Raw genomic sequence first — 11752 nt, forward strand, 5'->3', positions numbered from 1 at the left:
GCGGGGCGGCTCTCGAACCAATCGGCCGGTCGATCCGACCAAGCCAAGAACCGAAGGGAAGCATGACATGGCCAGCGCAATGACCGTAGACGGCAGCATCGTCCGGATCGACCGGCCGATGCCGTGGTTCGGCCGGCTGCTCTCGCTGCCGCTGCTGGCGGCCAGCGGCTATCTGCTCTGGAATGTCGCGCTCGGCCTGCGCCAGGATTTCTCCGGCTTCGGCCGGTTGGCCGACGATCTCGTGCCGGTGCTGGTGTTTTCGGGTCTCGGGCTGCTCGTCGGCATTCCCGGCCTGATCCTGCTGACCTTCCGCACCTTCGTCGTGCTCAACGAGGCGTTGCGCCAGATCGTCGTCACCAGGCAGTTCGGCCCGCTGAATTTTCGAAAGTCCCGTGATCTCGCCGATTATCACTTCATCAGCATCACCGACGACTATGATCCTCAACTGACCACCTACGACGTCAATCTCTGCGGCAACAAGGGCACCGAAGCGATTTCGCTGATGAGCTTCACCAAACGCGAGGACGCCAACCAGCTTGCTCGGGACCTCGGGCGTGCCCTGAATTTGCCGGCGCGCGATTATGTCGGCACGGAGCCGGACGCGGATTGAAAGTCTTGTTTTGACGCGTTTTCTTCACGCGAACCGGTAGCCACTTCGCTTGAAAACGCTACGTCAAGACATCCTTCTGCATCTTGCCGCCGTAGAAGTGGAAGAACGGCACCGGCCCATCGTGACGCAGCGGGCCGGTGGCAAGACGCGTGTCGAGCTCGTTGAGGACATTCCGTGTCATGGGATGCAGATCGGCGAGCGGCTTTGAGCCGAGTTCGACCCAGACCAGTTCGACCAGCTCCGCATCCGCATGGATCACGCCCTCGACATGGTGGGTGATCGCGGAGGCATCTGCCGTGAAGAAGCGCGTGTCGAACCGCTTCACGCGGCCGGGCGGGGTGATCGCGCGCGCGATCAGGAACAGGCTGGAGGGATCGGGCAGGAGGCCAGCATCGGCGAACGGCTTCCAGGGGCCTTCGAGTTTTGCTTTGCCTTCATTCTTGCGGCCGAGGCAGAGGCCGGTCTCCTCGCAGGCTTCGCGGATCGCGGCAATCGCCAGCGATTTGGCGCGCGAGGCCGGCGTCTTCGGGCTGCCCTTGGCGAGATTGGCTTCGAGCTCGGCGGTGATGGGGGCAGCACACGGCACGCGGTGATCGTCCTTGTCGACGCGGCCGCCTGGGAAGACGAATTTGCCGGGCATGAACACCACCTTGTCGTGGCGCTTGCCGACCAACACCTTTGGAGTGCCGCCGCTGCGATCGACCAGGATCAGCGTCGCCGCATCCCGCGGGCGGAAATAGGGATGGTGATCGGCTTCCTTTTCCTCGTGGACTTTTGCCTTCTCGGTCGTCTGCGCCGTGTCGCTCATATCCTCACCCGGACTGTTCTTGCTTATTGTGCTTACACAGGCGGAATACCATCAGGCGGGTTCTCGTCAAACCCGTGCATGCGCAGAGCCCATTGCAAGCCGACCACAGCTCCCTTCACCGGCTGCAGCAGGGCGAGCGACGCAAAGAAGGTGAACGGCAGGTAGGCCACGAAGCTGAGCCAGACCGGCGTCGTGTAATTGGTCTCGATCCAGAGGATCGTGGGCACCACGATGTGGCCGACGATGACGATCACGAGATAGGCGGGCAGATCGTCGGCGCGGTGCGGCGTGAAGTCGAGGCCGCAAGCTGCACAATTGTCCGCCGTCTTGAGGAAGGCGCGGAACAGCTTTCCCTGGCCGCAGCGCGGGCAGCGGCCGCGAAAGCCGCGCTTCATCGCGGCCCAGAGATCGCGCTTCTCAACGAGGCCGGTCTCGCGCGTCCAGATTTTTGGCGCCGTGCTCATGGTCACCATGCCTTGCCCTTCTTGCCCTTGCTCTTGCCCTTGTTCTTACCCTTGCCCTTCTTGCCGGGCTTGGGCTTTGACGGCTTGCGTTTTTTATCCGGACTGCGGCCCGGATGCGCCTTGAACGAGGGACGACGTTGCGGGCCGGGTCGCCTGCGATCGCGCGGGCTCGTCTCGCTTGAGGACGACAGCAACTCGAAACGCAGCGCGCCGGCGATGGGGGCCGCTTCAATCAGCCTGATGTCGACGACGTCGCCGAGCTGGTACATGGTACCGCTGCGCGTGCCGATCAGCGCGTGGCGGCTCTCGTCATAGTTGAAATATTCCGTGCCGAGGGATCGGATCGGGATCAGGCCGTCGGCGCCGGTCTCGCTCAGCTTGACGAACAGGCCGGCGCGGGTGACGCCGGAGACGCGGCCCTGGAAAGTCGAACCGATACGGTCGGCGAGGTGATGGGCGATCAGGCGGTCGACGGTCTCGCGCTCCGCCTTCATCGCACGCCGCTCGGTCAGCGAAATATGCGCGGCGACTTCGCCCAGCGATTCCGCGGTCTCGCTGTCGGGCAGGGCGCCTTCGCCCAGGCCCAATGCGCGGACCAGCGCGCGATGGACGACGAGGTCGGCATAGCGGCGGATCGGCGAGGTGAAATGCGCGTAGCGGCGCAAATTCAGGCCGAAATGCCCGTAATTCTCGGAGGAGTATTCCGCCTGCGCCTGGGCGCGGAGCACCACCTCGCTCACCAGCGGGAAGTGGTCGTGGCCCTCAAGCTGCGCCAGCACGCGGTTGAACAGGGCCGGGCGCAACGCGCCTGATTTGGCGAAGGGAACATCGAGCGTTTGCAAAAATTCCGAGAGTGCGTGGACTTTTTCGAGCGTCGGCTCGTCATGCACGCGGTAGATCAGCGGGAGCGATTTCTTCTCCAGCATCTCGGCCGCCGCGACATTGGCGAGGATCATGAACTCCTCGATCAGCTTGTGCGCATCGAGGCGCTCGGGCACGACGACGCGGTCGACCGTGCCGTCGCTCTTCAGCAGGATCTTGCGCTCGGGCAGATCGAGATTGAGCGGATCGCGCTCGTCACGGGCCCGCTTGACGCAGGCATAGGCTGCATAGAGCGGCCTCAGGATCGGATCGAGCAGGGGGCCGGTGGTGTCGTCAGGCCGTCCATCGATCGCGGCTTGTGCCTGCGCGTAGCTCAGCTTGGCGGCCGAGCGCATCAGGATGCGATGGAAGCTGTGCGAGCGCTTGCGGCCGTCGGGCGCAATGATCATCCGCACCGCGAGCGCGCCGCGCGGCTCGCCCGGCACCAGCGAGCAGAGATTGTTGGAGATGCGCTCGGGCAGCATCGGCACGACGCGGTCGGGGAAATAGACCGAGTTGCCACGGTCGAGCGCGGCGCGATCGAGCGCGGTGCCCGGCTGCACGTAGAAGCTCACATCCGCGATGGCGACGTCGACGATGAAGCCGCCCTTGTTGTTCGGATCGGGATCGGCCTGCGCGTGCACCGCGTCGTCGTGATCCTTGGCGTCAGGCGGATCGATGGTGACGAGCGGCACGTCGCGCCAGTCCTCGCGTCCCCTAAGGTTAGCCGGCTCCGCCGCTTCCGCCTCGCGCTCGGCGGCGGAGGAGAATTGCAAGGGGATGTCGTGGGCGTAGATCGCGATCAGGCTGATCGCCTTCTCCGACTTGACCGAACCGAGCTTCTCCTTGACCCGGCCCGAAGCCAGCCCGAAACTACGGGTGCGGACGATGTCGACGCTCACGAGGTCGCCGTCCTGCGCGTCGCGCGTGTCGGCGGCTGCGATGTTCAGCTCGCGGTCGGCGGACTTCTTGTCGACAGGGACCAGCCGTCCGCCACCTTCAGGCAGACTGCGGAAGACCCCGAGGATGCGGCTCTTGGTCTTGTCGAAGACCTTGATGATATGGCCGCGATAGGCCGGGCCTTCGTTCTCGTTGGTCGGCTCGACCCGCAGCAGTGCGCGGTCGCCGACGCCGGCGGCGGTACCCGGCTTCGGCCGGCGCGGCATTGTGATGAGGATCTTTGGCGGCTCGCCGCTCTCGACCTCGTCCCATTCGCTGGGGGAGGCGATCAGTTCGCCGTCAGAATCGCGACCAGTGATGTCGGCGACCAGCGTCGTCGGCAGGCTGTCCGGCTCGGAGACGGTGTGGCGCTTCTTCTTGATGGTGCCGTCGTCGGCAAGCTCGCGCAAAATGCGCTTGAGCTCGATGCGATCGGCGTTCTTCAGGCCGAACTCGCGCGCGATGTCGCGGGTTCCGACCTTTCCTGGATGTGCCTTGATGAAGGCGACGATGGCTTGCCTGTCGGGAAAGCCATGGTCATTCTTGCGTTTCACTTAACCTCTAATTGGTGCCGGCACTCTTCTTGGCCGGAGCTTTGGCTGCGCCACCTGACTTGGTCGCCGAGGTCTTTGCCGTCGACGCCACGCCTGCGCGCGCCTTGCTGGTGGATTCGGTTTTGGTTTTGGCCGCGGTTTTCTTCGCGGCCGGTTTCTTTGGCTTCGGCGCGGTGTCGTCACCGTCCGCGGCCTTCTCTGCAGTCTTCTTGGCCTTGGCCGGCTTCGCAGCCTTCTTTGCCGTCTTGGTGGTTGTCTTGGCCTTGCCGCCGCCCTTGGCGGCGCGCTCGTCGATCAGTGCGATCGCCTGTGCCAGCGTCACCGTGTCCTTTTCGAACTCGGCCGGGATCGTCGCGTTGACGCCGCCCGCGGTGACATAGGCACCGTAGCGGCCGCTCTTCACGGTGACGGTGCCGAGCGAGGGGTGATCGCCGAGCGCCTTGCCGGGATCGGCGCCGAAGCGACGGCTCGGGCCCTTGGCAACCTTTTCCGCGATCAGCGTCACCGCGCGATTGAGGCCGATGTCAAAGACCTCGTCTCCGGCCTCAAGGCTGGCATAGGTCTTCTCGTGCTTCACGAACGGCCCGAAGCGGCCGAGGCCGGCCGTGATCGGTTGGCCGGTCTCGGGATGCTTGCCGATCTCGCGCGGCAGCGACAAGAGCTTGAGCGCAAGCTCGAGCTCGATATCGCTGGGCGATGTGCCCTTGGGGATGCCTGCGCGCTTCGGCTTCTCGCCTTCCTCATAATCCTTCTGCTCGCCGAGCTGGATGTAGGGGCCGAAGCGGCCGGCCTTGACCCAGACATCGCGACCCGTCTCCGGATCCTGGCCGAGCGAACGGTCGGCGGTGGTCTCGCTGTCGGCGGCGAGCTGGCGCGTGTAGCGGCACTCCGGATAGTTCGAGCAGCCGACGAAGGCGCCGAACTTGCCGGCCTTGAGATTGAGCCGGCCGTTGCCGCAGCTCGGGCACTGCCTGATGTCGCCGCCATCCGTGCGCGGCGGATAGATGTGCTGGCCCAGCATGTCGTCGAGCACGTCGAGCACCTGTGCGACGCGCAGATCCTTGATCTCGTCGACAGCGCCGATGAAGCCGGTCCAGAAATCCTTCAGCACCTGCTGCCAGGAGATCTCGTTGTTGGAGATGCGGTCGAGCTGCTCTTCGAGATTGGCCGTGAAATCGTATTCGACGTAGCGGCTGAAGAAGCTCTCCAGGAACGCCACCACGACGCGGCCCTTGTCCTCGCCGTGCAGGCGCTTCTTCTCCAGCTTGACGTAACCGCGGTCCTTCAGCACCTGGAGGATCGAGGCATAGGTCGAGGGCCGGCCGATGCCGAGCTCTTCCATGCGCTTGACCAGCGATGCTTCCGAGAAGCGCGGCGGCGGCTCGGTGAAATGCTGGGTGACGGAAAGCGACTGCCGCTTGAGTGCGTCGTTCGGGCTCATCGCGGGCAGGCGGCGGGAGTCCTCGTCTTCCTCGTCGTCGCGGCCTTCTTGATAGAGTGCCAGAAAGCCGTCGAACTTGACGACCTGGCCGGTGGCGCGCAGCTCCAGCGTGCGACCGCCGGCCTTCGCCGTGATGTCGACGGTGGTGCGCTCGAGTTCGGCCGATTCCATCTGGCTGGCGATAGTGCGCTTCCAGATCAGCTCATAGAGCCGCGCCTGATCGGCATCGAGCTTGCGGCTCATGCTGTCGGGGCGGCGGGAAAGATCGGTCGGGCGGATCGCTTCGTGCGCTTCCTGGGCGTTCTTGGCCTTGGCCTGATACTGGCGCGGTGCATCCGGGACGTAGGCGTTGCCATAGTCCTCGCCGATTACCTTGCGCGCCTGGGTGATCGCAGAGGGATCAATCTGCACGCCGTCGGTACGCATATAAGTAATGAGTCCGGTGGTCTCGCCGCCGATGTCGATGCCCTCATAAAGGCGCTGCGCGATGCGCATGGTGTGCGCCGGCGCAAAGCCGTATTTGCGGCTGGCTTCCTGCTGCAAGGTCGAGGTGGTGAAGGGGGCCTGCGGATTGCGGCGCGCCGGCTTGGCATCGACCGCGGTCACCGCGTAGGTCGCCAGTTCCAGCGCCTTCTTGAAGTCTTCGGCCTCAGCGCCGCTGCCGATGTCGAGGCGCTGGATCTTCTTGCCGTCGGCACCGACGAGGCGCGCCTCGAAGGCATCGCCGCGGGGCGTCAGCAGGGTCGCGATCAGCGACCAATATTCGCGCGGCACGAACTTCTCGATCTCGAGCTCGCGGTCGCAGACGAGGCGCAGCGCCACCGACTGCACACGGCCCGCCGAGCGGGCGCCCGGCAGCTTGCGCCACAGCACGGGAGAAAGGGTGAAGCCGACCAGATAGTCCAGCGCCCGGCGCGCCATATAGGCGTCGACCAGGGCGCCATCGATCTGGCGCGGGTTCTTCATCGCGTCGGTGACGGCCTGCTTGGTGATGGCGTTGAACACCACGCGCTCGATCTTCTGATCCTTCAGCGCGCGCTTCTCTTTCATCACCTCCAGCACATGCCAGGAGATGGCTTCGCCCTCGCGATCAGGGTCGGTCGCCAGAATCAGGCGGTCGGCACCCTTCAGGGACTTGGCGATATCGTTGAGCCGGCCGGCCGCCTTGGGGTCGACCTCCCAGATCATCTTGAAATTGGCGTCGGGATCGACGGAACCGTTCTTCGCAGGGAGGTCGCGGACATGGCCAAATGAGGCCAGAACCTCATAGGACGAGCCCAAATACTTGTTGATCGTCTTGGCTTTCGCCGGCGACTCCACAATGACGATATTCATGTAGTTCCAGTAACTTACGGGGAAATATTGGGCCGATTTCCTCTAGATTCGGGTCGGCCGTTTCGTCCCGAACATGGGTGGTGGGGCGGGTCCTGTCAAATCGAAGGGTGTTGAAAGCCCGCGGATTGGGAAAAGTTTCATATCGAGAAAGTTGCAAATTACCACCTTGGAGTTGCGGCCGCTATCGGCGTAATGTCCCCGCGGGGCATGGATTCGGGTGGGGCTGGTGGCAAAGCCAGAGAAGAAGCGGGCGCGCGCCGCGTCGGGCGCACAAGCAGTTTCGCGCAACGAGGAACCGGGCGAGGGCGGGGCTGATGAGGCGGTTGCCTTCATTGCCGAGCAGGTCGCCAGCTTGCGCAAGCTCGCCGAGCGCCACAAGCTGGACGTGCTCCATTATCTCCTGGGCATGACCAAGCTCGAGGCCGACGAGCATTTGCGGCTACGGAGCAAGCGGAAGCTGTCGTGAGGGTGGCTGTCGCTCCACAACATTCGTCATTCCCCGCGAAGGCGGGGAATCCAGTATGCCGCAGCTTATCGGGGAATCACGACCGCCTCTGGAATACTGGATCGCCCGCCTTCGCGGGCGATGACATCGAGTGTTTGGTCACGGCTTTGCCACAGAGCGACTGGTACGATAGTTATCCCGCCGACCGCCGCCGCGGTGCCGGCCGCGGCTTCAGCGTGATGTCGGCGAGGCTGAGCAACCGTCCATCCTCGGCGTGCAGCTCGAGCTTCTTCACCGGACGGCCTTTGGCACGATCGATCATGATGGTGTCGATCTCCTCGGGCGCATCGTCGAACTCTTCGCTCCATTGCCGGAGCGCGACCAGGATTGGGAACAGGCCGCGTCCCTTCGGCGTCAGCAGATAATCCTGATAGGCGCTGCCGTCGGAGGCGGGGGCTGTTTCCAGAATTCCGTGGTCGACCATTGATCGCAGCCGCGCGGACAGGATGTTCTTGGCCACGCCCAGCTTGCTCTGAAACTCGCCGAAGCGACGCAAGCCGAGCATCGCATCGCGGATGATTATGAGTGACCACCAATCGCCGATCACCTCCAGCGATCGCGCGATCGGGCAGCCATCGCCCTCAAAGCTCGTTCGTTTCACCATCGTCCTGGTCCTATCGCGTTCGCACGATGTTGGGGCGGATCACGCGGATGTGTGGTTGCATCATAAAACCATTCGGCCTAGATGGCAACATAGTTTCATTATGCAACCACTGGAGGCGAACATGAGGCTGACGAATAAGACGGCACTGATCACCGGCGGCAATAGCGGCATTGGCCTGGCAACGGCAAAGCTGTTCGTGGCCGAGGGCGCGAAGGTGACCATCACAGGGCGCAACAAGGAAACGTTGGAGGCGGCCGCAAGGGAACTCGGCCCGAACGCGATCGCGCTCGCTGCGGATGCGACCGACATCGCCGCGACCGAAGCTGCGATCAAGAAGGGCACCGACAAGTTCGGCAAGCTCGACATCTTGTTTGTAAATGCCGGCATCCCCGGCGGCACACCGCTCGGCTCGACGACGCGTGAGATGTTCGAGAAGGTGATCAGCACCAATCTCACCGGCGTGTTCTTCACGGTGCAATCGGCGCTGCCTTATCTCAACGACAACGCCTCGATCATCCTCAATGGATCGGTGATCTCAGTGCTCGGCAATCCCGGCTACTCCGCTTATGGCGCGGCGAAGGCGGGTGTGCGGGCGATGGCGCGGATCATGGCCTCGGAACTCTCGCCGCGCGGCATCCGCGTGAATGTCGTTGCGCCGGGTGCGATCCGCACGCCGATCTGGGGCGCCGCGATTGCAACGCCCGACGCGGAGAAGGCGTTCGAGAAGCGCATCGGGCTCGCGACGCCGCTCGGCCGCATTGGTGAACCCGATCACATCTCGAAGACGGTGCTGTTCCTCGCCTCCGACGATGCCGGGCACATTCAGGGACAGGAGATCTTCGTCGACGGCGGCGCGGTGGCCTCGCCGAGCGGTGCGCCGATCTATCGCTGATGATCAAGTGAAGTGAAAATTGAATCGGCTGGTGCGCCGAAAATGGTTGCGCCGGCCGGTTCCCGCGTCTTGCGAGATGTATTTTCTGAACCTTGCGTGATGCGTTGAACCTTCGCGTGCGCTGCCAAGACCTTTCTACGGGCAGGGGGTCATAAGACCCATTAAAGGGAGCCCGTTATGCCGAAAGCAGCACGCATTTTTGCTCCGATTTCAGACCCGCGTATTTACACTGAACGTTCCGCAGTTCCCGCCAGGCACTCCGACATGTCGGAATTCATTGGGGTTGCCATATTCTCGGGCATCGGCTTGCTCATGTCGCTCGTTGCCGTGATCCTCGGCGTGCAGGGCGCCTGGTTTTAGCTTTGTCGATCTTTCAGCCGCCGCCGGGGTCCGGCAGCGGCTGTCGTCGGCGCAGCCTTACGCCGCTCGCAAGGAGGTGGCCGCCTGGAGCGCGCCGGCCAACGCTTTCTCGCGATGGTCGGGGCCAACCTGGATTCCGTCAGCGACGATGAATTCGGGGTTGGTGATGCCCATGAACGCGAACACGCCGCGCAGATAGCTCTCGAGATGTTCGAGTGAGGCTGCCGGAGTGCCCGGACCGTAGTAGCCGCCACGCGAGATCGCCACGACCACGCGCTTGCCGCCGGCAAGGCCCTGCGGGCCGTTGGCGTCATATTTGAAGGTCTTCCCCGCCACGAGCACGCGATCGATCCAGGCCTTGAGCTGGCTTGGAATCGTAAAATTGTACATGGGTGCGCCGATCACGACGACGTCGGCCGCGAGGAACTCGTCCAGCACGGCTGCGCTTGCCGCGAGATCGGGTCCGAGTTCCGCCGGCGCCGGCGCGCCCTGGGCGGCCGCAAGATGCGATCCGGAGAGATGCGCGAGCGGGGTCTGGGTCAGGTCACGGTAGACGAGGTCGAGCGAGGGCGTCGCCTGTCTGAGCCGGTCGACGATGGCGGCAGAAACCTGTCTGGAGACGGAGTGGGGGCCGAGGACGCTGGAGTCGATATGGAGGAGTTTCATTGGGGTCACCCATGGTATAGATTTGTAACCAGCACTACATGAGTGACTGTCAAAACTCCCGCAAGAACGCACTTTTTTGAGCCATGGGCACATCTTTGGAACCGACACACATCGATTTTCCTGCCGAGCGGAGGCCGGATCCCAACCATTCCGACTGCCGCAGCGTCGCTTCGATCCTCGCGCGCGTCGGGGACAAATGGAGCGTGTTCGTCATCATGATGCTCAGCGACGGACCGAAGCGCTTCAATGAGCTGAAGCGCATGATCAACGGCATCTCGCAGCGGATGCTGACCTTGACGCTGCGCGGGCTGGAGCGCGACGGCCTCGTCACGCGCACGATTTTCCCGACCATTCCGCCGCGCGTCGACTACGAGCTGACCGATCTCGGCCGCGGATTGCAGCAACCGGTGAAGGCACTGGGCGAGTGGGCGATGACCCACCAGGACCAGATCGCGGCGGCAAGAACGCGGTTTGACGAGCGGAACGGCGGCTAGAGCAGCGACACAAGTCCGCCGCCGTGGCGCTCGAGCCGACCGGCGAGCTCGAGCTCCAGCAGCACCATGCGCACGATCGCGGGCGAGGCGCCGGACATCCGCACGATATCGTCGATCGAGATGGGGGCGGGGCCGAGCAGGCCGGTGATCTGATCGCGGTCATGTCCTTGCGGATCGCTCTCGAACGGTTCGCCGTCGGGCTCGCTCGCAGGCCTCATCAACGGCCGCTCCATGATCGGCTGAACCGCGTTGATGATGTCGGACGCTTCGGTGACGAGCGTTGCGCCCTGCTTGATCAGATCGTTGGTGCCGGCGGCGCGCGGATCGAGCGGCGAGCCGGGGACCGCGAACACCTCGCGGCCCTGTTCGGCGGCCATGCGCGCGGTGATCAGCGAGCCCGAGCGGTGCGCGGCTTCCACCACGACCACGCCAAGCGATGCGCCCGAGATCAGCCGGTTGCGGCGGGGGAAGTCGCGGGCGCGCGGCTCATGGCCGAGCGGCATTTCGGAGATCGCTGCGCCCGCGTGATCGAGGATCGCGCCGAGCAGATCGCCATGCTCTGGTGGATAGATGCAGTCGTGGCCGCCGGCGAGCACCGCGATGGTGCCGCTCTCGACGCTGGCGCGATGCGCCGCCTGGTCGACGCCGCGGGCAAGGCCGGAGATGACGATGAAGCCGGCTTCGCCGAGCTCGCGCGCGAGTTGCCCGGCGAATTTCAGGCCGGCGCCGGAAGCATTGCGCGAGCCGACGATCGCGATCATCGGACGCATAAGCGTTGCGACGTCGCCGCGTACGGCGAGCAATGGCGGGGCATCGTCGAGCGTCGCGAGCCGCGCCGGATATCCGTCCTCGCCGGGTGCGAGCCAGGCGATGCCGAACTTGCGGCTTGCGGCGAGCTCGGCCTTCGCATCATCCACGCTGCAGATACGGCCGGATCGCTGTGCGCCGCCGCGGCGCGCCAGATCCGGCAGCCGCTCCAGCGCTGCGCGCGCCGAGCCGAAATGTTCGACCAGTGACCGGAAGGTGCGTGGCCCGACATTGTCGGTGCGGATCAGCCGCAGGCGGTCGATCCGCTCTTGCTCGGTCAGCTCGCTGCTCGGATTGATGGCGTCCACGGTGTCTCCTTGTAGAGGCAGCATGGAACAACCTGAAGGCGTGAGCAAGCGTGGCATGCGCTTGCGCGGCCTTGTCGCAATGCTAAAAGCGATGCCAATAACAA

At 64.3% G+C, this 11752-nt stretch carries 12 protein-coding genes; 5 read left to right on the forward strand and 7 right to left on the reverse strand.

What is annotated here, in order from left to right; translation table 11 throughout:
- Positions 1–67 precede the first annotated feature (67 nt).
- Positions 68–610 (forward strand): hypothetical protein, encoded by a 543-nt coding sequence (locus L6639_RS11980; protein WP_237861634.1) that lies wholly within the window; start codon positions 68–70, stop codon positions 608–610.
- A 58-nt stretch (positions 611–668) separates the two neighbouring features.
- Here L6639_RS11980 and L6639_RS11985 read toward each other — a convergent pair whose 3' ends face one another.
- The 4 genes from L6639_RS11985 to topA are packed head-to-tail and all read right to left on the reverse strand — an operon-like array spanning position 669 to position 7012.
- Complete coding sequence (locus tag L6639_RS11985; protein WP_237861635.1) at positions 669–1418, reverse strand: NUDIX hydrolase; 750 nt, start codon at positions 1416–1418, stop codon at positions 669–671.
- Between the two features lie 32 nt (positions 1419–1450).
- Positions 1451–1891 carry a DUF983 domain-containing protein gene (locus L6639_RS11990; protein WP_237861636.1) on the reverse strand — a complete coding sequence of 147 codons (441 nt, stop codon included), beginning with the start codon at positions 1889–1891 and terminating at the stop codon, positions 1451–1453.
- Complete coding sequence (gene rnr / locus L6639_RS11995; RefSeq protein WP_237861638.1) at positions 1885–4236, reverse strand: ribonuclease R; 2352 nt, start codon at positions 4234–4236, stop codon at positions 1885–1887. The genes L6639_RS11990 and rnr overlap by 7 nt, the downstream gene beginning before the upstream one ends.
- A gap of 7 nt (positions 4237–4243) precedes the next feature.
- On the reverse strand, positions 4244–7012 hold the full coding sequence (topA, locus tag L6639_RS12000; RefSeq protein ID WP_237861640.1) for a type I DNA topoisomerase: 2769 nt from the start codon (positions 7010–7012) through the stop codon (positions 4244–4246).
- A 226-nt stretch (positions 7013–7238) separates the two neighbouring features.
- Here topA and L6639_RS12005 point away from each other — a divergent pair, with 226 nt between their 5' ends.
- The gene (locus L6639_RS12005) at positions 7239–7478 is read left to right on the forward strand and encodes a hypothetical protein (protein ID WP_237861642.1); all 240 of its coding nucleotides are present in this window, start codon (positions 7239–7241) and stop codon (positions 7476–7478) included.
- 172 nt (positions 7479–7650) lie between these two features.
- On the opposite strand, the gene L6639_RS12010 is transcribed toward L6639_RS12005, so the two are convergent.
- The gene (locus L6639_RS12010) at positions 7651–8121 is read right to left on the reverse strand and encodes a winged helix-turn-helix transcriptional regulator (RefSeq protein WP_237861644.1); all 471 of its coding nucleotides are present in this window, start codon (positions 8119–8121) and stop codon (positions 7651–7653) included.
- Positions 8122–8242: 121 nt separating this feature from the next.
- Here L6639_RS12010 and L6639_RS12015 point away from each other — a divergent pair, with 121 nt between their 5' ends.
- Together L6639_RS12015 and L6639_RS12020 are read left to right on the forward strand one after the other, a co-directional pair.
- Complete coding sequence (locus L6639_RS12015; RefSeq protein WP_237861645.1) at positions 8243–9013, forward strand: SDR family NAD(P)-dependent oxidoreductase; 771 nt, start codon at positions 8243–8245, stop codon at positions 9011–9013.
- Between the two features lie 177 nt (positions 9014–9190).
- Complete coding sequence (locus tag L6639_RS12020; RefSeq protein ID WP_237861646.1) at positions 9191–9373, forward strand: hypothetical protein; 183 nt, start codon at positions 9191–9193, stop codon at positions 9371–9373.
- A gap of 57 nt (positions 9374–9430) precedes the next feature.
- Here L6639_RS12020 and L6639_RS12025 read toward each other — a convergent pair whose 3' ends face one another.
- On the reverse strand, positions 9431–10039 hold the full coding sequence (locus tag L6639_RS12025) for an FMN-dependent NADH-azoreductase (protein WP_237861647.1): 609 nt from the start codon (positions 10037–10039) through the stop codon (positions 9431–9433).
- Between the two features lie 83 nt (positions 10040–10122).
- Between L6639_RS12025 and L6639_RS12030 the strand changes: the two genes are divergently transcribed.
- A complete protein-coding gene (locus tag L6639_RS12030; protein ID WP_237861648.1) occupies positions 10123–10533 on the forward strand; it encodes a winged helix-turn-helix transcriptional regulator in 411 nt (136 codons plus the stop codon).
- On the opposite strand, the gene dprA is transcribed toward L6639_RS12030, so the two are convergent.
- Positions 10530–11672: a DNA-processing protein DprA gene (dprA, locus tag L6639_RS12035; protein WP_237861649.1), complete on the reverse strand. Its 1143-nt coding sequence runs from the start codon at positions 11670–11672 to the stop codon at positions 10530–10532. The genes L6639_RS12030 and dprA overlap by 4 nt on opposite strands.
- Positions 11673–11752 lie beyond the last annotated feature (80 nt).

The sequence above is a fragment of the Bradyrhizobium zhengyangense genome (assembly GCF_022012555.1).
Taxonomy (GTDB): Bacteria; Pseudomonadota; Alphaproteobacteria; order Rhizobiales; family Xanthobacteraceae; genus Bradyrhizobium; species Bradyrhizobium zhengyangense.

What these genes read in the sequence shown, in the direction of transcription:
- dprA (WP_237861649.1), bottom strand. Translation starts at nt 11,672, where the DNA reads ATGCTGCCTCTACAAGGAGACACCGTGGACGCCATCAATCCGAGCAGC.
- L6639_RS12010 (WP_237861644.1), bottom strand. Translation starts at nt 8,121, where the DNA reads ATGGTGAAACGAACGAGCTTTGAGGGCGATGGCTGCCCGATCGCGCGA.
- L6639_RS11990 (WP_237861636.1), bottom strand. Translation starts at nt 1,891, where the DNA reads ATGGTGACCATGAGCACGGCGCCAAAAATCTGGACGCGCGAGACCGGC.
- L6639_RS12015 (WP_237861645.1), top strand. Translation starts at nt 8,243, where the DNA reads ATGAGGCTGACGAATAAGACGGCACTGATCACCGGCGGCAATAGCGGC.
- L6639_RS11980 (WP_237861634.1), top strand. Translation starts at nt 68, where the DNA reads ATGGCCAGCGCAATGACCGTAGACGGCAGCATCGTCCGGATCGACCGG.
- L6639_RS11985 (WP_237861635.1), bottom strand. Translation starts at nt 1,418, where the DNA reads ATGAGCGACACGGCGCAGACGACCGAGAAGGCAAAAGTCCACGAGGAA.
- L6639_RS12020 (WP_237861646.1), top strand. Translation starts at nt 9,191, where the DNA reads ATGCCGAAAGCAGCACGCATTTTTGCTCCGATTTCAGACCCGCGTATT.
- L6639_RS12025 (WP_237861647.1), bottom strand. Translation starts at nt 10,039, where the DNA reads ATGAAACTCCTCCATATCGACTCCAGCGTCCTCGGCCCCCACTCCGTC.
- topA (WP_237861640.1), bottom strand. Translation starts at nt 7,012, where the DNA reads ATGAATATCGTCATTGTGGAGTCGCCGGCGAAAGCCAAGACGATCAAC.
- L6639_RS12030 (WP_237861648.1), top strand. Translation starts at nt 10,123, where the DNA reads ATGGGCACATCTTTGGAACCGACACACATCGATTTTCCTGCCGAGCGG.